This is a genomic window from Crystallibacter degradans (genome assembly GCF_012952295.1).
Classification (GTDB): Bacteria; Actinomycetota; Actinomycetes; order Actinomycetales; family Micrococcaceae; genus Crystallibacter; species Crystallibacter degradans.
The window spans coordinates 122,349-144,502 of the sequence record NZ_JABBCH010000012.1 but is presented as its reverse complement, the minus strand read 5'-3'; the positions used below and the strand labels follow the sequence as shown (position 1 = coordinate 144,502).

22 protein-coding genes are annotated in these 22,154 nt (G+C 62.8%); 16 read left to right on the top strand and 6 right to left on the bottom strand.

All coding sequences use genetic code 11. From position 1 onward, the window contains the following. Together HGO92_RS17325 and hutH are read left to right on the top strand one after the other, a co-directional pair. On the top strand, nt 1–535 hold a 535-nt coding region (locus tag HGO92_RS17325), incomplete at its 5' end, for a urocanase-related protein (protein WP_502305991.1). Between the two features lie 2 nt (nt 536–537). Then, nucleotides 538–2,091 (top strand): histidine ammonia-lyase, encoded by a 1,554-nt coding sequence (hutH, locus tag HGO92_RS17320; protein WP_205834595.1) that lies wholly within the window; start codon nt 538–540, stop codon nt 2,089–2,091. 92 nt (nt 2,092–2,183) lie between these two features. Here hutH and HGO92_RS17315 read toward each other — a convergent pair whose 3' ends face one another. After that, a complete protein-coding gene (locus tag HGO92_RS17315; protein WP_169997023.1) occupies nt 2,184–2,444 on the bottom strand; it encodes a GlsB/YeaQ/YmgE family stress response membrane protein in 261 nt (86 codons plus the stop codon). 105 nt (nt 2,445–2,549) lie between these two features. On the opposite strand from HGO92_RS17315, the gene HGO92_RS17310 reads away from it, so the two are divergent. Further along, nucleotides 2,550–3,368 carry a CPBP family intramembrane glutamic endopeptidase gene (locus HGO92_RS17310; protein WP_169997021.1) on the top strand — a complete coding sequence of 273 codons (819 nt, stop codon included), beginning with the start codon at nt 2,550–2,552 and terminating at the stop codon, nt 3,366–3,368. A 26-nt stretch (nt 3,369–3,394) separates the two neighbouring features. On the opposite strand, the gene HGO92_RS17305 is transcribed toward HGO92_RS17310, so the two are convergent. Next, nucleotides 3,395–4,132, bottom strand: a complete 738-nt coding sequence (locus HGO92_RS17305; protein ID WP_440915784.1) for a TetR/AcrR family transcriptional regulator C-terminal domain-containing protein — start codon at nt 4,130–4,132, stop codon at nt 3,395–3,397. A gap of 640 nt (nt 4,133–4,772) precedes the next feature. Here HGO92_RS17305 and HGO92_RS17300 point away from each other — a divergent pair. From HGO92_RS17300 to HGO92_RS17290, 4 genes are all read left to right on the top strand, one after another. Then, complete coding sequence (locus tag HGO92_RS17300) at nt 4,773–6,158, top strand: protein kinase domain-containing protein (RefSeq protein WP_169997019.1); 1,386 nt, start codon at nt 4,773–4,775, stop codon at nt 6,156–6,158. 170 nt (nt 6,159–6,328) lie between these two features. After that, a complete protein-coding gene (locus HGO92_RS17295) occupies nt 6,329–6,979 on the top strand; it encodes a diacylglycerol/lipid kinase family protein (protein ID WP_240974710.1) in 651 nt (216 codons plus the stop codon). 33 nt (nt 6,980–7,012) lie between these two features. Further along, nucleotides 7,013–7,228 (top strand): diacylglycerol kinase family protein, encoded by a 216-nt coding sequence (locus tag HGO92_RS23855; RefSeq protein WP_240974709.1) that lies wholly within the window; start codon nt 7,013–7,015, stop codon nt 7,226–7,228. A gap of 196 nt (nt 7,229–7,424) precedes the next feature. Then, nucleotides 7,425–8,156, top strand: a complete 732-nt coding sequence (locus tag HGO92_RS17290; RefSeq protein WP_346768999.1) for an alpha/beta fold hydrolase — start codon at nt 7,425–7,427, stop codon at nt 8,154–8,156. Nucleotides 8,157–8,326: 170 nt separating this feature from the next. Here HGO92_RS17290 and HGO92_RS17285 read toward each other — a convergent pair whose 3' ends face one another. Beyond that, on the bottom strand, nt 8,327–9,061 hold the full coding sequence (locus HGO92_RS17285) for a GAF and ANTAR domain-containing protein (protein ID WP_169997015.1): 735 nt from the start codon (nt 9,059–9,061) through the stop codon (nt 8,327–8,329). 849 nt (nt 9,062–9,910) lie between these two features. On the opposite strand from HGO92_RS17285, the gene HGO92_RS17280 reads away from it, so the two are divergent. The 3 genes from HGO92_RS17280 to HGO92_RS17270 all read left to right on the top strand — a co-directional run bounded on the left by HGO92_RS17280 (nt 9,911) and on the right by HGO92_RS17270 (nt 12,556). Continuing rightward, nucleotides 9,911–10,183 carry a hypothetical protein gene (locus HGO92_RS17280; RefSeq protein ID WP_169997013.1) on the top strand — a complete coding sequence of 91 codons (273 nt, stop codon included), beginning with the start codon at nt 9,911–9,913 and terminating at the stop codon, nt 10,181–10,183. A 230-nt stretch (nt 10,184–10,413) separates the two neighbouring features. Then, nucleotides 10,414–10,986: a GNAT family N-acetyltransferase gene (locus HGO92_RS17275; protein WP_169997011.1), complete on the top strand. Its 573-nt coding sequence runs from the start codon at nt 10,414–10,416 to the stop codon at nt 10,984–10,986. 166 nt (nt 10,987–11,152) lie between these two features. Further along, the gene (locus HGO92_RS17270; RefSeq protein ID WP_169997009.1) at nt 11,153–12,556 is read left to right on the top strand and encodes an MFS transporter; all 1,404 of its coding nucleotides are present in this window, start codon (nt 11,153–11,155) and stop codon (nt 12,554–12,556) included. 186 nt (nt 12,557–12,742) lie between these two features. Here the strand turns inward: HGO92_RS17270 and HGO92_RS17265 are convergent, their stop codons facing one another. After that, nucleotides 12,743–14,305 (bottom strand): amino acid permease, encoded by a 1,563-nt coding sequence (locus HGO92_RS17265; protein WP_169997007.1) that lies wholly within the window; start codon nt 14,303–14,305, stop codon nt 12,743–12,745. A gap of 1,252 nt (nt 14,306–15,557) precedes the next feature. Here HGO92_RS17265 and HGO92_RS17260 point away from each other — a divergent pair. From HGO92_RS17260 to HGO92_RS17250, 3 genes are read left to right on the top strand one after another with little or no spacing between them, the layout of a single operon-like run. Then, nucleotides 15,558–16,961 carry a DUF6421 family protein gene (locus tag HGO92_RS17260; RefSeq protein ID WP_169997005.1) on the top strand — a complete coding sequence of 468 codons (1,404 nt, stop codon included), beginning with the start codon at nt 15,558–15,560 and terminating at the stop codon, nt 16,959–16,961. After that, the gene (locus HGO92_RS17255) at nt 16,958–17,695 is read left to right on the top strand and encodes an SDR family NAD(P)-dependent oxidoreductase (protein WP_169997003.1); all 738 of its coding nucleotides are present in this window, start codon (nt 16,958–16,960) and stop codon (nt 17,693–17,695) included. The genes HGO92_RS17260 and HGO92_RS17255 overlap by 4 nt, the downstream gene beginning before the upstream one ends. Nucleotides 17,696–17,738: 43 nt before the next feature. Continuing rightward, nucleotides 17,739–17,957 (top strand): hypothetical protein, encoded by a 219-nt coding sequence (locus tag HGO92_RS17250; protein WP_346768998.1) that lies wholly within the window; start codon nt 17,739–17,741, stop codon nt 17,955–17,957. A gap of 66 nt (nt 17,958–18,023) precedes the next feature. On the opposite strand, the gene HGO92_RS17245 is transcribed toward HGO92_RS17250, so the two are convergent. After that, nucleotides 18,024–18,959, bottom strand: coding sequence for a 5'-3' exonuclease (locus HGO92_RS17245; RefSeq protein WP_205834626.1), 936 nt, complete (start codon nt 18,957–18,959; stop codon nt 18,024–18,026). 116 nt (nt 18,960–19,075) lie between these two features. On the opposite strand from HGO92_RS17245, the gene HGO92_RS17240 reads away from it, so the two are divergent. Continuing rightward, on the top strand, nt 19,076–19,657 hold the full coding sequence (locus tag HGO92_RS17240) for a sugar O-acetyltransferase (RefSeq protein ID WP_205834593.1): 582 nt from the start codon (nt 19,076–19,078) through the stop codon (nt 19,655–19,657). A gap of 83 nt (nt 19,658–19,740) precedes the next feature. After that, a complete protein-coding gene (locus tag HGO92_RS17235) occupies nt 19,741–20,628 on the top strand; it encodes a glycoside hydrolase family 25 domain-containing protein (RefSeq protein WP_240974708.1) in 888 nt (295 codons plus the stop codon). A 117-nt stretch (nt 20,629–20,745) separates the two neighbouring features. Here the strand turns inward: HGO92_RS17235 and HGO92_RS17230 are convergent, their stop codons facing one another. Further along, the gene (locus HGO92_RS17230; RefSeq protein WP_169996997.1) at nt 20,746–21,165 is read right to left on the bottom strand and encodes a VOC family protein; all 420 of its coding nucleotides are present in this window, start codon (nt 21,163–21,165) and stop codon (nt 20,746–20,748) included. 102 nt (nt 21,166–21,267) lie between these two features. Between HGO92_RS17230 and HGO92_RS17225 the strand changes: the two genes are divergently transcribed. After that, a complete protein-coding gene (locus HGO92_RS17225; protein ID WP_169996995.1) occupies nt 21,268–22,068 on the top strand; it encodes a putative protein N(5)-glutamine methyltransferase in 801 nt (266 codons plus the stop codon). The last annotated feature ends 86 nt before the right edge of the window (nt 22,069–22,154 follow it).

Sequence of the window (22,154 nt, the reverse complement as noted above, 5' to 3'; positions counted from 1 at the left end):
GGAACTCTTCCCGGAGAACGAACATCTGCACCGCTGGATCGACGCCGCGCAGGAGCACGTCGAGTTCGAGGGCCTGCCGGCACGGATCTGCTGGCTGGGCTACGGCGAACGGCAGAAGGCCGGGCTGCTGTTCAACCAACTGGTGGCCGAGGGCAAGGTCTCCGCGCCGATCGTGATCGGCCGCGACCACCTGGACTCCGGTTCCGTGGCCTCGCCGTACCGCGAGACCGAATCCATGGCCGACGGTTCCGACGCGATCGCCGACTGGCCGCTGCTGAACGCCCTGGTCAACACATCCTCCGGCGCCACCTGGGTGTCCATCCACCATGGCGGCGGCGTCGGCATCGGCCGCTCCATCCACGCCGGCCAGGTCTCCGTGGCCGACGGCACCGAACTGGCGGCGCAGAAACTGGAACGGCTGCTGACCAACGATCCGGGCATGGGCGTGATCCGCCATGCCGACGCCGGTTACGAGCGCGCTGTCGAGGTCGCTGCTGAGCGTGGCGTCCGGATCCCGATGAACGAAGGAAAATAACTATGACAACGGCACAGCTTGCCACCGTGGTCCTGAGCACTTCCGGTGCTGCGGCCGACGACGTAATTGCCGTGGCCCGCCACGGTGCTCACGTGGAACTCTCGCCCGAGGCCCGTGAAGAGGTGGCCCGGGTCCGGGCCCATGTGGACGCCCTGGCGAAGTCCGATACCCCGGTATACGGCATCTCCACCGGCTTCGGTGCACTGGCCACCAAGCATGTCCCCGCCGACTACCGCACCCAGCTGCAGAAGTCCCTGATCCGCTCCCATGCTGCCGGCATGGGCCCGGTGGTGGAGCGCGAAGTGGTCCGCGCCCTGATGTTCCTGCGGGCCAAAACCCTGGCCTCCGGCCGCACCGGTATCCGTCCCGAAGTGCTGGAGACCATGATCGCCCTGCTCAACGCGGGCATCACCCCGGTGGTGCACGAGTACGGTTCGCTGGGCTGCTCCGGGGATCTGGCCCCGCTCTCGCATTGCGCCCTGGTGCTGATGGGGGAGGGCCGGGCCACCGGTCCCGACGGCGAGGAGCGCCCCGTGCCCGAGTTGCTGGCCGCAGCAGGCATCGATCCGGTGGTGCTGGCCGAGAAGGAAGGACTCGCCCTGGTCAACGGCACCGACGGCATGCTCGGGCAGCTGGTCATGGCCATCGCGGACCTGCGCGAACTGCTGACCGTTGCGGACATCACCGCGGCCATGAGCGTGGAGGCTCTGCTGGGCACAGACCAGGTCTTCCGGCCTGAGCTGCACGGACCTTTGCGTCCGCATCCGGGCCAGGCCGCCAGCGCGGATACCATGTTTCGCGTGCTGGCCCACTCCCCGATTGTGGCCTCGCACCGCGAGGGGGATACCCGGGTCCAGGATGCCTACTCGCTGCGCTGCGCCCCGCAGGTGGCCGGTGCCGCCCGGGACGCCGTGGAGTACGCAGCCACCGTTGCAGAGCGCGAGTTGGCCGCGGCCATCGACAATCCGGTGGTGCTGCCGGATGGCACGGTGACTTCGAACGGAAACTTCCACGGCGCGCCCGTTGCCTACGTCCTGGATTTCCTGGCCATCGTTACGGCAGACGTCGCCTCAATCGCTGAACGTCGCACCGACCGGTTGCTGGATCCGGCCCGTTCGCACGGGCTGCCGCCGTTCCTTGCCGACGATCCGGGCGTGGACTCAGGCCTGATGATCGCCCAGTACACCCAAGCCGGTCTCGTCTCGGAGAACAAGCGCCTGGCCGCCCCGGCCAGCGTGGATTCGATCCCGAGCTCGGCTATGCAAGAGGACCACGTGTCCATGGGCTGGCACGCAGCGCGCAAGCTGCGTACCGCCGTCGGCAATCTGCGCCGGGTGCTGGCCATCGAGTTGGTAGCAGCAGCCCGCGGCATCGAGCTGCGCGCCCCGCTGCAACCGGGACCGGCCACCGGCGCCGCGCTGGCCGTGCTGCGCGAACGGGTGGCCGGCACTGGGCCCGACCGATTCCTAGCGCCGGAGCTGGCCGCCGCGGAGGAACTCATAGCTGCGGGACAACTGCGCACCGCCGTCGAAGTCGCCACCGGCCCGCTTGGGTAGAGGACGCCAGTGGCAAACCTGCGGCCTGGAACGGTCACCGTTCCAGGCCGCAGACCTGCTTCAGAATTATGTCCGGATAGTTGCGGACGAACTTAGCGGCGGACGCTCCGGCGGCCAGCGATGCCCTCGGCCACGCCGATCAGCAGCACCGCTGCGATGACGGCAACCACGAATCCGAGGACGTTTAACTCGAAGATGTCTCCGGTGCCCAGTAAGTTTGCGATCAGGCCGCCAATGACTGAGCCAACCAGGCCCAGCAGCAGTGTCGCCACCATGCCCAGATGCTGCTTCCCGGGCTTAATCAGACGTGCAAGTATTCCGATGACGAGCCCAGCGATGATAAAACCGATCATGTTGCCTCCTAGTAAGTTTCACTAAACGTAAGCATACTTAGTACCGCTTGGCAAAAACCCGCACGACCGGTTTCGCGACGCGGACGACGCTGACATGCTTGTGAGATGACATCAATCTCGACCGAACCGCCCCGCACCGCGCTCAGTTGGAAGCTGGTGCCAGCAGTGCTGCTCTCGGTGTCCGGTGTGCTGCTTTTCGGCGTCGAGAATAACCCTGTTGGTTACAGCGTGCTCGCCCTGAGCATTGTCACGGCTGCGCTGATCGACCGTGAGTTCGGGCGGCATCTCGCGCTGGTCGCTGCCGGGATGGTGATCATTAGTCTGGTGCCGCTGAATGCTGATTTGAGTATTCAACACATGGCGCTGATGGGTGGCGCGCTCACGTTGGCCGTGCTGGTGCCGTGGCTGTTGTCGCGTTTTATTTACGGCGAGAGGGTCATCAAATTTCCGGTGAACACCGGCCGTAAATGGCCGCTGAGCGCGAAACTGTACCTTCTCGGTGTTGTTGCGCTCGGCTACTTCATTCTCCCCGGGTACTTGATCAGCACCGGCGTCTACCAGAACTGGCCGGACGCATCCGACCCCACGATCTTCTGGCGGCTCTTTCTCGGGGTGAACGCTGTTGGTATCTGGGACGAATTGTTCTTTATCTGCACCACGTTTACGCTGCTGCGGCGTCACTTTCCGGACTGGCTCGCCAACATCCTGCAGGCCGTGATCTTCTCGTCTTTCCTGTGGGAGATCGGCTATCAGGCCTGGGGTCCCCTTCTGACGTTCCCGTTCGCGCTGCTGCAGGGATACACCTTCAAGCTGACGAAGTCGTTGACGTATGTCGTGTCAGTGCACTTGATCTTCGACTTCGTTCTGTTCCTCGCGCTGGTGCACGCCCACAACCGCGACTGGCTGCCGATTTTCTTGTACTAAGCTTCAGTCCTGGGAAGCTGGCCGTCCTACTCGCTGCTATCGATGCGTGAGGGAGCGGGCCCTTTTCGAGCGTCGGGCGGGAGTCGGGATGCGAGGCCTGAGAGCAGGATGCTGAGTCCTTGATCGAGTTCGGCGGCGCCGTCGTAGTCGGCCAGAGCCGGTGCCAGGGCTCGCAGGCGGGGAAATTCCTTTGCAGGTAAGCGGTGTAGGCCGAGGCGGAGCAGGGCTTCGTTTTCTTCGGGGTCCACGATGAATTCCTGCAGTTCGTTGAGGATATGACCGTAGAGGAAGCCATAGTAGGCCCGGTAGACGTGCAGGGAGTCCTCCGGACCGAACCCGGCCTCGGCCAGCAATGACAGGATCTGCTCCAGGGGGCGCAGCGTGCCCAGCGGTCGTAGCCCCAGCGGTGTGGAAAGGGGGCGCGTCACGAGCAGGGGCACGACGTTGGGGTGCCGGAGCGCCAGCAACCGCAGGTCGTGGGCGATCCGGCGCAGTTGCTCCTGCCAGACCCGGTCATCCGGGACGATGGCAAGCTCGCTCAGGACGAGTTCCGTTACGCCGTCCAGCAAGGCCGCACGGTTCTCGGCGTAGCGGTACAGGCTCATCGGATCCCTGCCCAGTTCCTGGCCGAGCCGGCGCATCGTCAGGGCTTCCAGACCCTCGGCATCCAAGAGTTCCAGTGCGGCCGAAAGCACCGCCTCGCGGCTCAGCCTCGCTCGGCCGCGAGGGACATGGTCCTGCCGGGAGTCGTTCGAGGGGGACATCATTTCCATCCTGATGGGAGCGGCAGCGGAAGGAAGGCTGCTCTTCATCCACAGCGCTTGCATTACCCGTAGTCTACGCCTAAAGTCTACGGTGTAGGGACGTTGCTTCGGCGTCGTCCGGTCTGCCAGACACTTCAGTCGGGGAGCGGCGGACGCTTCGGAGCTTGGTGCACGTCTTCGAAGTCATTGCTGCTGTAGCGAAACGGCGGCACCAAGGCACCCCAGAGGAAAAGAGCCACCTTGGCACATTCCCACTTCGACCGATTCCTGCAGGAAGCCACCGCCCCTGACCTTGAATCGGATTGCACGCTTGCCCCCGATCCTCTGTACGGTCTTTACGTCAGCTGGTGCGAAGTCACACGGACTCCACGCCGGACGGAGAAAACCTTCCGGGCTGCCATGAAGAACCGCGTCGGTGCCGGCCCTAACGGCCTGTGCATGAAAGGTCCGGCCGCGGCAGATTACTTCCTGGCCAGTTATCCAAGACTGACCTGAACCCGGTTCACGGCACAGCGCTGCGGCGCTTTCTGGCGCGACGAAATCGGGCACTGGGAGTAAATGACATGGTTCTGTCGACTTGGCGTCCATCCCGCACAGGGACTGCGTGAAGCGACCAGGCCACTGACTTGAGAGGAATCTGATGTTGGGCATGATCGAACGCGGGCGCCTGCTCAGTGGGCGGTACCGGGTCGAGGAACTCGTCGGCCGCGGGGGACAATCAACTGTATACCGTGCGGTTGATCAACTGCTGGAGCGGGACGTGGCGGTCAAGGTGTTCCATGAAGGCCGGCACGGCGACGCCGCGCAGGCCCGCCGGCAGGAATCCGAGGTGCGAATTCTGGCCGGGATGAGCCACCATGCGCTCGTAACGCTGTTCGATGCCGGCATAGACCCAGCGAACGCGTCAATTTCCTACCTGGTCATGGAGCTGGTCCGTGGCCCGGATCTTCGCAGGCGTCGCGCCCAGTCACCGGTCTCGGCCGTGCATGTGGCGCTGATTGGCCATGACCTTGCTGACGGCTTGGCCTATATCCATCACCACGGCATCGTCCACCGGGACGTCAAACCTGCCAACGTCCTCCTGGTTGACTACAACAACCAGGATCCGAGGCCGCGTGCCAAGCTGAGTGATTTCGGCGTCGCCATGATCCTTGGAGACGACGGGCGCAACGACGGGATCGTCTCGGGAACGCCGCACTACCTGAGTCCGGAGCAGGCTGCCGGGGAGCCGGTAGGCCCGCCCAGTGACGTGTATTCACTCGGACTGGTCCTGCTCGAAGCGCTGACCGGCGAGGTGGCCTTTCCGGGTGCCCCGATCCAATCGGCGTTGGCCCGGCTGCTGCATCCTCCGCACGTCCCGGCCGGCCTTGCCCCCCGGTGGGCCGGACTGCTGGCCTCAATGCTCTCCCGCGACCCCTCTTCCAGGCCGTCCGCCCTGGAGGTCTCCCTGGCGTTGCGGCAGGAAATTGCCCAGGGCGCCGGGAGGCGCCGGGCCGGCTCCTCCCCGCCGGATGAGGAGGAGTCCAGGATGCAGGCCGTGCACCGGTACCGGATTTTGGACACTCTTCCCGACGGCATGTTCGATCGGGTGGCAGCGATCGCGGCACGGGTATTCTCCGTACCCGTCGCGATCGTGAGCATCGTGGACCATGACCGCATCTGGTTCAAAACCCATCACGGTACGGACGTCCAACAGATCGGCAGGGATCCGGGGCTGTGTGCCTCAGCCATTCTTCAAGACGGCCCGTGGATCATTCCGGACGCATCCACGGATCCCAGGACGCTGGCCAATCCCCTAGTTGCAGGGGAATTCGGGCTGCAGTTCTATGCCGGCGTCCCGTTGCGAACACCCGATGGTTACAACCTCGGAACCCTCTGCGTGATCGACCGAGAAGCACGGGAATTCACCGACGGGGACGCCCGAACCTTAGAGGACCTGGCCGCGATCGTAATGAATGATCTGGAGCTGCGGCTGCAGACGAGGCACAGCATTGCTGCGGCCCTGCCAGCCACCGTCACCGCCTAGCCCGGCCTGGTGCCGGACCCGCCCCATAGATAGCACAACGGCGCAGGCGTTCCGGCATGCGTATATCTTCAGGGCCGTTCGTTCCAAAGTCGGCAGAATAATCCGGCCTTACAATTCTTGATGGAGGAGGGTGACCGGTATGGTTCCCGACTCAAATACTTGGAGTGCTCATGGATCTTGCACGGACTTTTGAATCAATCGTCATCATATTCAATCCCAACAGCACCGGTGACGCGCCCAAACTGGCAGAGCAGCTGCGCGACCGGTTGGGAGAGTTGCTGAGCTACACGCCGGATATCATACACCGGCCGACTGGGCATGCCGGACATGCCGTCTCGCTGGCCCGCGATGCTGCCGCCGCCGGCGGAAACGTTCTTATCGTCTCCGTCAGCGGCGACGGCGGGTACAACGAAGTGGTCAACGGTGTCATGGAGGCCGGCAACCCCGATGCCGTCTGTGCTGTCATGGCCGCCGGAAACGCGAATGACCACCGGCGGACCACAGGCACCATGCCGTTGGCAGAAGCCATCGCCCAGGGCCAGGTACGTCATATCGACCTGCTGCGCATCCACACAGGACAAGGGGCGGATATGCCCGGTGTCTACGCGCACTCCTATGTCGGATTCGGCCTGACACCGGTTATGGCGATCGACCTGGAGAAAGGGAGTAAAGGCGCGCTCAAGGAGATGATCTCCGTGGTGCGGACGTTTTCAAAGTTTCAGCCCTTCGAAATACGACAGACCGACCGCAAGCGCCGGAAGTTCGACAGCATCGTCTTCGCCAATATTGCCGAGATGGCGAAGTACGCCACGCTCAGCTAGGCCGACGACAAGCTCTCGGACGGAAAATTCGAGGTGGTCATCTTCCCCCACATGCCCAAGTGGCGGGTCCTGCTGACAGCCCTGCGCGCCACCACCCAAGGCCTCGGAGACCAGCCCAGCGTAAGCAGCTACGAGTTCACCACGCTCAAGCCCTTGCCGTACCAGATCGACGGTGAGGTGAAGTCGGTTGATGCCGGGACTTTTGTCAGGATCGAGTGCGCGCCGTCCGCCCTGCCTGTCCTAGGTTGAGCGCATTGCAGGAACGGAAGATCAAGGCGCTCAACCGCCGGCCCGGACAGAACCCCGCACAGCCGGCACCTTCGCCGGGTTCACGAAAGGTCAACTGATGCAGCGCACTAACCGGACGAGCAGGGCGGTCCTGGCCAGAATTTCAGGGACGCACGAAACCCGCGCGGGGGCGCACGGTGCGCTCTCGGTAAGGATCGTGACCACAGGTTCCCTGGACGCCCACGTGTATTCTTTGGCCGGCCCGCACACGACGTCGGTTACCCCGGTTTTCGTGCTCCTGCACGGCATCGGTATGTCCCACCGCTACTACCGCAGGCTGCAGCAGATCCTGGCTGCACACGGAGACGTCCATTCCTTCGACCTGCCGGGATTCGGCGCCGCAGCCAAACCCGACCGGCAGATTTCCGTCGCCGAATATGCCGCGGTCATCGCGGGCACACTCGATAAGCTGGGCGCCGGACCTGTCGTGGTGGTCGGACATTCCATGGGCACCCAGTTCGCCACCGAACTTGCCCTGATACGCCCCGACCTGGTCTCGCACGTTGTGCTGATCGGCCCCGTGGTCGATTCAGCGCGCCGAAGCGTCCTGCTCCAGGCCCTCAAGCTGGGAGTCAACTCGCTCACGGAAAGCCCGGCGGGCAACGCCATCGTGTTCACCGACTATGTCCGCTCCGGCATGCGCTGGTATCTGACTGAACTTCCGATAATGATGTCCTACGACCTGGAAGCGAGGCTTATCCGGATCGCCCAGCCCGTGCTGGTAATCCGGGGCTCACGCGATCCGGTAGCGCCCCGGTCCTGGTGCCAAAAACTGGCCGCCATCGCAACGCGAGGCCGTTTCCTGGAAATACAGGGCAAGCCGCACATCGTCCAGCACGGGGCAGCCGCCAGAACTGCAGCCGGCATCCAGACGTTCATCCATTCCTAGCGCAGCCTGAACAAGGTCCTAAAACGGTCCTTGCCCATGCCGGCGGGTCAGATAGCCGGGCGATAGGACGCAATGCAGTTGCGTTGGGTACGTCCGTTTCTCCCGGCAAGCCACAACGTTATTTCCACAGTCCCCAGGATGGTTCGGCGGTCCTGATTAGGACGTATCGGTTATCCGTCGAAGTGGGTTTTGGCGGGGCCTTTGCCGAGGCCGGCGACGATGTTTGCGGCGAGGTCACGGATTTTGACGTTCCGGCTGCTGGAAGCGGTTTTAAGGACGTTGAACGCGTCGTCCTGGCTGCACTTGTTTTGGCCCATGATGATTCCGACGGCCAGATCAATGGTTGTCCTGGAACGCATGGCCGCGTCCATGTGAGCTTCCCTGTCTTGGTAGCGCGCCATTCGTATTGCCAGCCGGAGTGCTTTGGAAGCGATCAGGACTTCCCGGTGGATCTCCTCGATAGCGGCGTCATCGTACTTATTCGGTTGGTCGGAGTAGACGTTAAGCCCTGCCCGGGCGCCGTCTTCGAGTTCGAACGGCAAGCCGAGGACCGAGATGATGCCGTTGGCGGCAGCTGCGTCCTTGTAGCCCGGCCACCTGTACTCCAGCCGCATGTCGGGGACGTGCACGATCCTGTGTTCGCGGGCCGCAGTGAGGCAGGGGCCGTCACCGAAACCGTACTGGATTTCGTCCAGTGCTGCGGCGCGGTCGCTGCTGCTGGCAACACATGTGGATTTCCGTTCGCGCAGCAGCGTTACGGCGCACCATACTTCGTCCCCGTCTCCGGCGAGGTATCCGGCAATCATCTGGGTAAAGTCGTTGAGAAAGCTTGTAATGTCCTGGCTGTCCAGCAGCAGGTCATGCCACTGGGCGGCAGGAGGTTCTTCCAGCCAGTTCTCCGTCATGTGTCTCTCCTGATTTCCCCAACTTCACGTGACCATCAGCTTAACCGCTTGAAGGAGGGCAGGCGACTGGCCGCGGGAGACGAAAGGCGAACAAAGGCCTGGCAGGTAGCGGCCCGCGGCGTCCCGCGGCAGCCTCAGCAACGCGGCCGAGAGCATAACGCTGGAGCCAGCTGCTTGACTCCAACGCCATTCCATCGTCTCTTCTTCTATCCGCGGATGGGGCAAAAACCAGATACTCGCCAGCGGCTCCATCGTCCGCCAACGCAGCCGGGCTGCTGCCGCCGCGATACACAGAGCGGCAGGTTGATCCATAATTCCGTGTGTACTCAATCGGCAAAGGCAAAGTCGCATAGGTGCGGGCGTTTGGCGATACGCCAGTGGCAACGCCGGCAGAGCTGGGTTTAGTCGGGGCGGTAGATGTCGGCGACGGGGCAGTGGAAGGGTCCGTGGCGGCGGTGCCAACGCTGTTGAGGTAGCGCACGATGGTGCCGTAGGAGGAAATCAGACGAAGGCCAGTAAATCCGGCACATGCCGCGCGGCATGTGCCGGATGAAGCGGGAGGGGCAGATGTCTTCCGGGTGTGGGTTATTCGTACCAGCGGGCGTTCCGGTCGTACCTGGCAGCAGAATGAAGCGCTGAAGCCGACTACTTGACTCCAGCGCCGCTTCCATCGTCTCGTCCGTTGCCGTGGCTTGGTGAAGAAACGGACGATTGGTGAAAAACGGACACAGCATCCGGCGTCGTCGTAGGCGCGATTATCGCTCTGTTTGCCTATTTGTGATGTGGCCGGTGAAATGGGGACCGGCCACGGTAACATCAGCGCCATACCGCCGGCCAAAGGAACGCAGCATGGAAAATATTGAGGCTGTTATTGCGCAGATCGAAAAAACCAGCAGTCTTAGGGAAGTAGCCCAAGTGACAACTTTCGAGGGCCAACACGAGACTGCTGGAACGGTAGAAATCACGATCAGTGACCGCGGTTTCGGACACCCCTATCGCTACTCAGTTTTCGCTCGCTCTGTAGCCTTGGCGAACAGGAGCGCTGTGGGCAGATCAGCGGCGGATCTTGACACAGCAATAGCTACTGTCCCGTGGTCCAAACTGGGCAAGAAGGGACGGTAAACGCTGAAACCGACGACTTGACGCCAGCGCCAATTCCAGTGAGACAAATCGGCAAATGTGTTTCACTTTCGTTGGAATCGCGCAATTCCGGGAAGACGTGGTTCAACTTATTTGAGACGGGACAATTTTTTCCCGCTCAACGGCAATCTCGTCCTCGTGCCACCTGTAACCTGCACTCACAGTCTTCAACGGTCATTGTCAGCGCCGGGCCTTGGTGCCAACGTGAATGTATGACGATCCAGGTGCGTGCTGCTAGGGCGTTCGACGACGTGAAGACGATGCTCGGGCCCAAGCGGCCGGATGCGAACGTGTGCTGGTGTCTGAGCTATCGCATTTCGTCGAAGGACAACATTGCCCTATGGGGGACGGAGCGCGGGCAGCTGATGGAGCGCCTGTGCGCGCAGGATCCGCCGCCCGGGGTGCTCGCTTACGACGGCGACGTAGTCGTCGGCTGGGCCGCCGTGCATCCGAGAGCGGGCACCAGCTTCGCCGGCAACCGGAAGATCCCGCATGTGGATGACGTCGACGTCTGGGCGGTGTGGTGCATCCGGGTACGGCCGGGGCATCGCGGCAAGGGCATCTCGCACCATTTACTCACAGGCGCCGTCGAATTTGCCCGTGATCATGGGGCGCCTGCGATCGAGGGATATCCGGTCGACAACGAAGGCAAGAAGGTGGACCTCACCATGGCATACGTGGGAACACGTAAGCTCTTCGAGCGGGCTGGGTTCATCAAGGCGGCCGACACGGACTCGGTCCTGAACGGGTTCCCCCGCGTACTCATGCGGCTCGACCTTCGCTAAACCAGTCATCAGTCAGGCGACGTCCTTTCGGACGAGCCGCGCGCCTGACGTCGGTCGAGTGCTGCGAAGACAGGGACAACGGTTCGATGCGGATCGGCGGCTCAGGGTTCCACGGATATCTGCCGTCGCTCTTTCAACGGGTTTACATCGGTTCTACGCTTGGAACATGCCGCAGGAAGATCCGTCCTCCGCGGACATTGAAACGGCAGACAGGCAAGCCGCCACCAACGCGACGCCGCCGGAAGCGGGGCACCGCACGTTCATGCACGTGCTGGTCAATACGGCCCTTGCCAACGTGGTCACCAGCTTTCTCTGGTTCGCTTTGACCTTCTGGGTGTACCTGGAGACCCGTTCCGTGCTGGCCACTGGTCTCATCGGCGGCGCCTACATGCTGCTCGTCGCATTCTTCGGCCTGTTCTTCGGCGTGCTGGTGGACCGCTACCGCAAGCACACGGTGATGGTGGGCTCTACGCTTTTCACGGTGGCCTGCTTTGGGCTGGCGGGACTGATGTTCCTGCTGGTTCCGGAGGACGCGTTGCTGAGCCTGACAGGGGTCTGGTTCTGGCTCTTTGCCCTCGTGGTGCTCATCGGCGCCGTCATCGAACAGCTGCGCAATATCGCCCTGTCCACCACCGTGACGCTATTGGTGCCGACGGACCGCCGGGCCAATGCCAACGGCCTGGTCGGAACCGTGCAGGGGCTCGCGTTCATGATCACCTCGGTCTTCAGTGGACTGGCGATCGGGATGCTGGGCATGGGCGGGACGATCATCATTGCTCTGGTCGCCTGCGGTGCGGTGCTGGTGCACTTGCTTATCCTCAGGATTCCCGAACCCAGGATCGTGCGTGCGCAGGAGCGCGAGAGTTTCGCCGAGATACGTGCGGGCATTGCAGCCGTCCGAGCGACCCAAGGTTTGTTCGCGCTGATCTTGTTCACCACCTTCAACAACCTGACAGGCGGGGTGTTCATGGCGCTCATGGACCCGTACGGCCTGACGATCTTCCCCGTGGAGATCTGGGGTGTGGTGTTGGGAGCGACGGCGACCGGTTTCCTGATCGGCGGCGGGCTGGTGGCCAAGTTCGGGCTGGGCAAGAACCCGATCCGCACCATGCTGATCCTGGTGGCCTGCACCGGCGTACTCGGTGCGACGTTCACAATCCGCGAGTGGTGGTGGCTCTACGCGTTGGGCATTTGGATCTTCATGATGATTATCCCGGCGGTCGAGGCCGCCGAGCAGACCGTGATCCAGAAGGTGGTCCCGTATGCCACCCAAGGGAGGGTCTTCGGGTTCGCCATGACGTTTGAGGCGGCGGCCGCCCCGATCACCGCGTTCATGATCGCGCCGTTGGCCGAGTTCTGGATCATTCCCTACATGAATTCGCAGCCCGGGAGGCAGTCCTTGGGGTGGCTGCTGGGGGAGGGGGATGCCCGCGGGATTGCGCTAGTGTTCCTGGTGTCCGGGATCGCGTCGATCATGCTGGGGCTCACGGCCTTGCTCACGCGGTCGTATCGCCGGCTCTCCGTTGCGTATGCCAATGCCCCGGAGAACGCGTTCACACCAAGGGTGTAGCACCTCCGCCAGTGATTAACAGACCCCCGGCCAACTGCCGGGGGTCTGTTTCATCCTTGAGCGTTATGAGGACTTACTCATCTAGTTGGTCCTTGTCCAGGGCCGAGGAAACCGGCGTGATGCTGTGACTCGTCGTGGCACGCGGCTGCTGCCGTGGGTACCCTCAGTAGGCCGGCAGCAGCGGGGTCACCGGGTGCCGCCGGCGGGTTCGGCCTTGAGGTCTTCCGGTGCCGTGAGATCCATTTCGTGCAGCGGCACCAGCTTGGACTTAGTGATGAAGCGGTGGGCCAGCCATAGGACGATGAAGACCGGCAACCCGATGTAGGAGGAGAGCACTTCCGGGCCCCGTCCGGCAAGTACAGCCTCGTAGTTCTGTCCCGCGATCACTAGGATCAGCAGGGCGAAGGCCAGCAGTGGGCCGATCGGGAACAGGGAGGCCTTGTACGGCAGGTCGCTGACCTTGTTGCCCTGTGCTAGGAAGCCTCGCCTGAAGCGGTAGTGGGATATCGCGATCCCCGCCCAAACGATGAAGCCGCACAGGCCCGACATGTTCAGCAGCCAGGAGTAGGCCGAGCCCTGGCCGACGATCGCGGATACGAAGCCGAAGAGTCCCACGGCCGCGGTGGCCAGCAGCGCCGGGATCGGCACGCCGCGCGTATTGGTACGGCCGAAGATTTTCGGGGCCATGCCATCATGGGCCATGGCGTAAAGCATGCGGGTGGATGCATAGAGTCCGGAGTTGCCCGCTGAGAGGATGGCGGTCAGGATCACCGCGTTCATCAGGGCGGCTGCGAACGCGATCCCGGCGCGTGAGAAGACCAGAGTGAACGGGGATACTGCAACATCGGCCTCGCCGGAGGCCAGCAGGCTCGGGTCGGTGAACGGGATCAGGCAGCCGATGATGAAGATGGCACCGATGTAGAAGAGCATGATGCGCCAGAAGACCGTGCGGATGGCCTTAGGCACTTCGCGGCGCGGGTTCTTGGCTTCGCCTGCGGCCACACCCACTAGCTCGGTGCCTTGGAAGGAGAACCCGGCAATCATGAACACCGAGATGATCGAGACCCAACCCCCGTGGAACACTTCATCGCGGTTTTCCCAATTGCTGAGGCCAGGGGAGTTGTCCCCGAGGATGCCGAAGATCATCAGCACGCCGGCGATCAGGAAGAGCACCACTGCCGAGACCTTGATCAGGGAGAGCCAGAACTCCGACTCACCGAAGGACTTGGCCGAGAGGGCGTTGAGCCCGGTCAGTACCAGCAGAAAGATCCCGGCCCATACCCAGCCGGGGATACCCGGGAACCAGAAGTACATGATGATTCCGGCCGCGACCAGCTCGGCGGCTACCGTGATGGCCCAGTTGAACCAGTAGTTCCAGCCGATCGCGAACCCGAAGGAGGGGGAGACAAACCGGGTGGCAAAGGTCTGGAAGGAGCCAGCGACCGGAATCTTGGCGGACATTTCACCCAGCGACTGCATAAGCAGGAACACCATCAGTCCGACCAGCGCGTAGGCAGCTAGCGCGCCACCCGGGCCCGCCTGGGAAATAGTGCCGCCCGAGGCCACGAACAGCCCTGTACCGATCGCACCGCCTATGGCGATCATCTGCAGGTGACGGCTGCTTAACCCGCGCTTGAGTTCGTTGGCGGTGTCGTTGGAGGTGTGGTCTGCCCCTGTCGCTGTAGAGGATCCAGATTGCGCCATCGCATTTGGTTCGATTTCTGCGGAAGTTCCCCTCATGAGCGTCATGCAATACCACCAAGGGGCATCAATGCGATCCGGCTGTCCGCCATGATGTATTCCGAGCTGCGGAATAATCCTGAGCCGATAACGCCACCCGCAGCGATCATCATTAGGTGGTGCGTTTCCGTCGATTTGGGCAGACCGGCGGGGCGGCCGGGCGCGACCATCCGATCATCTATATGCGAGGGGGAGCTGAGTCCCATGTTGCCTCCGGGAAAGTAGCTGCGGTGGATTGAATCTTCCGGCGGGCCTGGCCGGGAAGAGCAGTGATCAAGCTAACACGCAAAAGGAAAGAGTTATTTTGCCTAGCGAATGTTGCACAGCAGGGTCGGCGAAGTCTTACCGTTGCGCTTCAAATATGCATGATCAGCATAAGACTTACTAATTTACACGGCTAAACAGGTAAGTGGCTCTTGTCGATCTGCTAAACCGCACGCTTGCGCCAAGTGGGTCCGCTTGCGGCAGACGCGGCAGTTGCCTGAGGGTCTTGCCTGGGTGTGATGCAGCCGTGTCTCCCAGGCGCCGTACGCCTCGGCTAACAGTTGTCTCGGGGGATTCACGCGAGTGGCCCGGTGGGAAGGCTTGTGCCGGCTGACGGCTCCGGACGCTGCATCTCTGGGATAAGGGGTTCCCCCTATCCCAGACCGTTAGGGGCGGCCGCTAAGCAATCCGTGCGGAACTTGAGGCAGGGATCTGCCGGTCGGACGTGGCATTACGTTTCGTCGATGGTCCTATTTCGAGGCCCGGCCCACCGGCCCGGTGGTGGTGCGAAGCGTCCGTAGGGCCCTGATTTCAGTCATCTTGGCGGGTGCGCGCCAGATCAAGAAGTTGCCCCTCCGGCTAGGTATGCCGCGGCCGGGTTCCCTGCTGCACAGTTGCCGGTGTATGCGGTCTGATCGGTGGAGGTGCCGGGCTCCCTGGGTGTGTAGCAGGCGCACGGCTATGGCCACTCTGTGCCAGCGAGCGACCGAGCCGTGCCGGCCAGCGTCCTTGACCGTCACCCGGCGGTGGGAGCGTGGTGGGACCCATGGCGAGCGGGGGAACAGTCGAGGAAGCCCAAGATGCAAACCTGAAGGACATCGACTGGGGCAAAGTGAAATCCGAGAACACGAACCCCTGTGTGTTCCAGGCCTCAAGCATGGCTCGAAGCAATCGAATTGCTAATGCTCAGCCGATTTTGACATAAGTCCTTCTAGGTCTGATCTAGGCTCCATATCGTTGTGCTTCACCTGCTTCTGTTCGAAAGGACTGACTATTTATGCCCACGGCTACCCAGCGCACCCCAGAGACGCTCTCAGACAATCAGCTGCGGTCCCACCCGGCTTGGACGGCCTTGAAGAACGCCGCCACGGAGCTTCAGCTCATACAAGCTCAAGACGGTTCCGTGCCGGAGCCCGGTGATCTTGCCACTGCCTCCAAGCTGGCGACCATAATCCGCGAATCCGTCGCCGACCTCGCGCCCCTTTTCCTTCACGACGCGGAGTATCTTGACTGTCTTCAGAAAGCCTTCACAGCGTGGGAAGCATCAGAATTTGCAGTCCCTGACTTTCTGGAGGCTCTGCAGGCCTTCCAACCGCAACTCCACCGTGCCGACGGTCTCCGCCACCTCGTCGTCTTTCCGATGTATACCCAGAACGGCAGCACCAACAGGTTCGTGGAAGCTGTGCTGATCGAGGTCATCTGGCCCGACTTCATTGCTGAACTCGAAGCCGGGGACTACTCAAACCCGCTCTTCCTGCCCATCCGGTTCATCGACTTCACACCTGGCTACGATACGAATTCTGCGGTACTGTTCCCGGAATCCGTCGCGGTACGGGAGACCCCCCAGTTCAATTGGGGAGCAATTTTCGCTGACAGGGAAGCCGCACGCTTCAGGCGCGTTTTGGGTGCCGCCGCCGCGACCACCCGGCTGGACCTGCCCGAAGATGCTGCCGCTCTTTTGGATGATCAGCAGCTTACGCAGTCGACGTTTGTCATGTGGGATCTGATTCATGACAGGACCCACATGCGCGGAGACCTTCCCTTTGATCCCTTCATGATCAAGCAGCGGATGCCCTTCTTCCTGTACACGCTTGAAGAACTGCGCTGCGATCTCACCGCCTTCCGAGAATCGGTCAAAATCGAAAAGGACAAGGAGTCGTCCCCGGAAGCGCGCAAGTACGCCAAGCTCGTCCAATACGCCGTCATCTTCGACAGGATCTTCCGCTTCGCCATGACCGGGCCCCGTGTACGGAACTACGACGGCCTCGGCGGCCAGCTGTTGTTTGCGTGGATGCACCAGCACCGTGTGCTCCATTGGACCGATTCAAAGCTGACCATCGACTGGGACAATGTAGCTGACGTCGTGGTCGCGCTGGGACAGGAAATCGAGGAGTTGTACTGGCGCTCCATTGACCGTCCCAAGACCGCCCACTGGCTCGCCGCCTATGAACTCATTTCCGCAACGGTTATCCCTCACCCTGCCTCCACATGGGCGAAGGGACCGGATGCGCTCCCGCTCGCCGGGCCCCCACGCGGTCTCACCGACTTGGTCCTGGACGACGAGTTTCCCCACTCGATGTTCTACGAAGCGCTGGAAAAGAAGATCCGGCCGGTTATCGAGTCGACGTCCGGCATCACCGGAACCTCGGACCTCGGCGAAGATGTCGGGGCAGCCGCATGAACGCCCGTTCAGCATTGCTCCCACTGAACGTCGTCGTCGCCGGTTCCACCAGTGCGGCAGGCCGGGCAGTCGTTGAAGCCCTCGTGGGTATCGGCGCGCGCGTCGCTGCGGTCGATCTCGACCCGGCCGGCGTCGAATCACTGGCCGAAACCCACGAGGAAGTGGTGCCCTATGTCTGCAACCTGGCCGACCTATCCGCCGTCGGCAATCTCGCAGACTCCATACGTGCCGACCTTGGACCGGTGGACGGGCTGATCCATCTGGTTGGTGGCTGGCGCGGCGGCGACGGCATCCGCGGGCAGAAGGATGAGGACTGGGAGGTCCTGCACACGAGCGTCCTGACCACGCTGCGCAACACGTCACGTACCTTCTACCCGGATCTGGAAGCGTCACCGTCCGGCCGGATGGCTATTGTCTCGGCTGTCGCCGCTTCTCAGCCGACTGCCTCGGGGGCCGCCTACGCAGCCATTAAAGCTGCTTCCGAAGCCTGGGTTCTGGGCATGGCGGACGGCTTCCGCAGAGCACAGTCGGGCCACAAGGACGAACCAAAGGAGCAGACCTCGGCAGCGGCCATCTTTGTGGTCAAAGCCTTGGTCGACGAAACCATGCGGACCGAAGCGCCCCACCGGGCGTTTCCCGGATACACCGACGTGAGCGAGTTGGCGGACCATGTGTCCGCGCTCTTTTCAGCGCCGGCTTCGGAACTGAACGGAACACGGCAGCACCTCGTCTAAGACCGGCGGCAACCGAACGAAGCATAAGGAAAGACCGCATCCGATGGTGACTTTCACGCAGCCAACGCAGTCCAACCCGGTCCTAGCCGTCCTGCCCTTCGCAGCAACACAACGATTGCGCAAGAGCTACCGGTTCTATGACTGGGATCCCGCCCGGGGAGAAGTTCGGTGGATGTGCGCTTTCGACACGACGGCATCCGTTGTCGGCACCTTCTGCGCAGCAGTGGAAGCAGCACTGGATGAATCGGCCAGCGACCATTGACAGAGGGGGCCGGAAACCTCCATTGGATGAGGCTGCTGGAGCGATAGGATGCGGAACTGCCGCTCCTCACTGATGCTGGTCGAGGGCCGCGAGGAACCGCTTCATGGAGCCACCGAGATTCCAGTCGGTGGCCAGTTGCTCAAGCTCGGCACGTGGATCGCCGTCGGCGGGATGGAGCTGAGCGCCTGCTTCCTCGAGGCTCGGCAGCTTGAGGTCGCGCACGACGTTGACGACGGCGTGTGCAACCTTCAGATAGTCGGAGGCCTTGTTGAGCTTCGAGCGGACGGATGCGGACAGTCCGCTTCCCGCGTCCGCCGCCGCGAGCAGTCCGTCGAGGGAGCCATACTCTCCCAGCAGCGACGCAGCAGTCTTCTCACCGATGCCGGCGACTCCCGGGAGTCCATCGGAGGCGTCGCCGCGGAGGAGCGCGTAGTCGGCATACTGCTCGGGCAGCACACGGTATTTGCCGACGACCACAGCGTCGGTCAGGACTTCGAGGTTCTTCATGCCGCGCGCGGTGTAGATCACCCGTACTTGGCGGGCGTCGTCGACAACCTGGAAGAGATCGCGGTCGCCGGTGACCACATCGACTGGAAGGCCGGCGTGGCTGGCGTAGGTGCCGATGACGTCGTCGGCCTCGTGTTCGGGCGCCCCGACGACGGCGATTCCGGCGAGTTCGAGCACCCGTCGGATCATCGGAATCTGCGCCTCGAGCCCGGGCGGCACCACCTCCACGTCGGGAGCGCCCGCTACCACCTCAGCGACCCGATGCGCTTTGTAGGTGGGGAGGAGATCGACCCGCCACTGCGGGCGCCAGTCATCGTCCCAGCACGCGATCAGATGCGTGGCGTTGTAGTCGGTGGTCAGCCGCGCGATCATGTCCAGCAGGCCGCGGATAGCGTTAACCGGCGTGCCGTCAGCCCGCTGGATCGTGTCGGGCATGCCGTAGAAGGCACGGAAGTACAGCGACGCAGTGTCAAGGAGCATCAGGCGATCGGGCATAACTGATCCTGACACGGATGCACCGGGATGTCAGTGCCTCACGGTTTCCGGGTGTTCGTGCCCGGCCCTCCGCCGCCGCGGCTACGGTGGAACCATAGCGCTAACGAAAGGGGCTGTTGATGGAAGACTATTTTGCCGGTGACGAGCGATCGATGCGTGAGCGAATGGTCGCGGGCGACCTCTATATTGCCGACGATCCGGAGCTCGCCGAGGACAGCACCCGCGCGATCGAACTCGCGGACCGTTACAACAGGGTCTGGCCCAGCGACCGCGCCGCGGCAGGGGAGATCCTGCGGGACCTGCTGGGCGCGATCGGCGAGGGCTCCGAGGTCAGGCCACCCTTGTTCGTGGATTACGGCCGCTACATCAGCATCGGCGCGCGGACCTTCATCAACTACAACCTCACTGCCCTGGACGTCGCTGCGATTACAATCGGCGACGACGTACAGATCGGGCCCAACGTTCAGCTGTTGACGCCAACCCACCCCGTGGAGCCGGAGCCGCGTCGCGACAAACTGGAGGCGGCGCAGCCCATCACCATCGGGGACAACGTGTGGATCGGCGGCGGAGCGATCATCCTGCCGGGCGTTACGGTTGGCGAAAACACTGTGATCGGCGCAGGCGCAGTGGTCACGAAGGACATGCCGGCAAACGTCGTAGCCGTGGGTAACCCGGCGCGGGTGGTCCGCGAGCTCTAAAGAAATATCTTGACGGCGCCCTCCGGCTGGGGGAAGCTTTTCGCCAGCGGATTCTCCTCCGCTTACGCAGGGAAAGGCTCGTCATGATCAACGAAGATTCGAAGACCAGTGTCCGGCGGTATAAACGATGGTTGGCAGCGCTGATGCTGTGCCTGCTCGCGGCAGCGGCCATTGGTATCGGTTCTGCCCCGGCTGCAGATGCCGCTCCAAACAAGGGCGGTGGCAAGGGCGACAGCGGTGGCAGCACCGATCTGCTCGGCAATGATGTGTCCTGGCCGCAGTGCGGCAAGGCGCTGCCTGATAGTCCTGCGTTTGCCATCGTGGGTGTCACCGGCGGCCTCGCCAATAACACCAACCCGTGCCTGTCCGTGCAATTGGCTTGGGCCGAGGAAGAGACCCTCATGGATGCCACCGGCCAGCCCAACGTGGCGCTCTACGTCAACACCGCCAACGCTGGGCACGCCGGATCGTGGTGGCCGGACAGCAATGTCTACCCGGAGGACGTCGATGATCCCGATTCCGTCGTCGTCGATAATCCTTACGGGGAGTGCAGCGGGGCCGAAGATGCGGCCTGCGCTTACATGTACGGCTGGGCCAAGGCCTACGACGACGCCAACTCCCGCGGCATCAGCAACCCCGAGGACTATCTGTGGTGGCTCGACGTCGAAACCGAGAACAGCTGGTCGACGGATAAGGTCGCGAATGCCGCCGATCTGGAGGGCATGACCGACTACTTCGAGAGCATCGGCGCCGACGTCGGGATTTACTCGACCAACTTCCAGTGGGGCCAGATCGTTGGCCAGGTCAGCGCCGACAGCAGCCTCGCCGGTCTCCCGAGCTGGCTGGCCGGCGCCAGGACAGCCAACGGGGCCAAGAACAACTGCTCTGCCGCGCCGCTCACACCCGGCGGCTACGTGTCCGTCACGCAGTTCGTCTCCCGCGGCTTCGACTACGACTACTCCTGCATCTAGCCCAACGGTTACGGCATACTGCCCGGTTAGTCAGCGTCTAAACCAACTAACGACGACGACGGCCGCCCTCCCGTTCGGGAAGGCGGCCGTTGCGGTTGGACCTGTTGTGGGTCGGATCTACTGCTGGGGTTGGCCGGCGATGTTGACCAGCCAGTTGATGCCGAACTTGTCCGTGAACATGCCGAACGTATCGCCCCAAGGAGCCTTCTCCAGCGGTTCGGCGATGGTGGCGTCCTCGGTCAGCTTGTCCCAGTAGCCGCGCAGCTCGGCTTCGTCGTCGCCGCTGAGCGACACCGAGATGTTGTCGCCGGGGTTGTAGGCCATGCCGTTCGGAGTGTCTGCGCACATGAGGGTGAGGCCGTTCGGGGTTTCCAGCATGGAATGCATGATCTTCTCGCCTTCGGCCGGATCGTCACTGGCATGCAATTCGGCGAAGGTGCTGCGGGTCAATTCGCCGCCGAAGGCTGCATGGTAAAAGTCCATGGCCTGCCGTGCGTTGTCGCGGAAGCTGAGGTACGGGTTGAGGCGCGTTGCCATGATCGAACTCCTTTGTTGGTCATGCTCGTGTGCTGTCCAAGGTTGATTATTTACCAGAGGCTGCAGGTAGGGAAGACTACGGCGAGACCGAAAGTTGGTTCCATGCCAGTTCAGTTGTCATTGCACGCTCAGGTCTTGGTCGCGGAAAGACTGCGCGCGGCCGGCTGTGTCTTTGCCGAGGACGAGGCGCAGCTGCTGGTCGCCGCTGCCCTGACGCCGGCGGCGCTTGAGGACATGCTGGACCGGCGGGTCGCCGGGCTGCCGCTGGAACAGATCCTGGGTTGGGCGGAGTTTTGCGGTCTTCGGATCGCCGTGGAACCGGGCGTGTTTGTGCCCCGCCGCCGGACGGAGTTCCTGGCCTCCAAAGCCATCGACCTGGCTCGCCGCGTGGACGGCTCACCGGTGGCGGTCGATCTTTGCTGCGGCTCGGGCGCTGTCGCGACAGCGCTGGCCAGCAGCGTGAGAAGGCTGGAGCTGTACGCGGCGGATATCGATCTGGCGGCGGTGCAGTGCGCTCGCCGAAATCTCGGCACGGCCGGGAAGGTCTTCGAAGGGGATCTCTACGCTTCGCTGCCCGTTGACCTGCGCGGCCGGGTTGACGTTCTCGTGGCCAACGCACCCTACGTTCCCACCGGAGCGATCGGCATGATGCCACCGGAAGCCCGCCTGCATGAACCGCACGTCGCGCTCGATGGCGGGACGGACGGACTGGACATCCAGCGGCGGGTCGTCGTGTCGGCGCACGAGTGGCTGGTGCCCGGGGGCCACCTGCTGGTGGAAACCGGCCCTCGCCAGCTGAATGAGAGCGCGGCGATTTTCGAACGCCACGGTTTTGCCGCCGAAGCCCACTTCTCTGCGGAGCTGGAAGCCGCCGTCGTTATTGGAACCATCCCCGGGGAGTAGAACCGCGGCGTCCACCGGCACCCATTCCTCTCTTGACGCAAACTGGTTTGTAGCGCAAACTAGTTTGTGAGATCCACCACGACGAA

Coding starts and splice junctions, on each gene's coding strand:
- HGO92_RS17280 (WP_169997013.1), top strand. CDS start 9,911: ATGGAAAATATTGAGGCTGTTATTGCGCAGATCGAAAAAACCAGCAGT.
- HGO92_RS17235 (WP_240974708.1), top strand. CDS start 19,741: ATGATCAACGAAGATTCGAAGACCAGTGTCCGGCGGTATAAACGATGG.
- HGO92_RS17295 (WP_240974710.1), top strand. CDS start 6,329: ATGGATCTTGCACGGACTTTTGAATCAATCGTCATCATATTCAATCCC.
- HGO92_RS17250 (WP_346768998.1), top strand. CDS start 17,739: ATGGTGACTTTCACGCAGCCAACGCAGTCCAACCCGGTCCTAGCCGTC.
- HGO92_RS17265 (WP_169997007.1), bottom strand. CDS start 14,305: ATGACGCTCATGAGGGGAACTTCCGCAGAAATCGAACCAAATGCGATG.
- HGO92_RS17315 (WP_169997023.1), bottom strand. CDS start 2,444: ATGATCGGTTTTATCATCGCTGGGCTCGTCATCGGAATACTTGCACGT.
- HGO92_RS17275 (WP_169997011.1), top strand. CDS start 10,414: ATGACGATCCAGGTGCGTGCTGCTAGGGCGTTCGACGACGTGAAGACG.
- HGO92_RS17260 (WP_169997005.1), top strand. CDS start 15,558: ATGCCCACGGCTACCCAGCGCACCCCAGAGACGCTCTCAGACAATCAG.
- HGO92_RS17230 (WP_169996997.1), bottom strand. CDS start 21,165: ATGGCAACGCGCCTCAACCCGTACCTCAGCTTCCGCGACAACGCACGG.
- HGO92_RS17310 (WP_169997021.1), top strand. CDS start 2,550: ATGACATCAATCTCGACCGAACCGCCCCGCACCGCGCTCAGTTGGAAG.
- hutH (WP_205834595.1), top strand. CDS start 538: ATGACAACGGCACAGCTTGCCACCGTGGTCCTGAGCACTTCCGGTGCT.
- HGO92_RS17300 (WP_169997019.1), top strand. CDS start 4,773: ATGTTGGGCATGATCGAACGCGGGCGCCTGCTCAGTGGGCGGTACCGG.
- HGO92_RS17285 (WP_169997015.1), bottom strand. CDS start 9,061: ATGACGGAGAACTGGCTGGAAGAACCTCCTGCCGCCCAGTGGCATGAC.
- HGO92_RS17305 (WP_440915784.1), bottom strand. CDS start 4,132: ATGTCCCCCTCGAACGACTCCCGGCAGGACCATGTCCCTCGCGGCCGA.
- HGO92_RS17255 (WP_169997003.1), top strand. CDS start 16,958: ATGAACGCCCGTTCAGCATTGCTCCCACTGAACGTCGTCGTCGCCGGT.
- HGO92_RS17225 (WP_169996995.1), top strand. CDS start 21,268: ATGCCAGTTCAGTTGTCATTGCACGCTCAGGTCTTGGTCGCGGAAAGA.
- HGO92_RS17245 (WP_205834626.1), bottom strand. CDS start 18,959: ATGCCCGATCGCCTGATGCTCCTTGACACTGCGTCGCTGTACTTCCGT.
- HGO92_RS17270 (WP_169997009.1), top strand. CDS start 11,153: ATGCCGCAGGAAGATCCGTCCTCCGCGGACATTGAAACGGCAGACAGG.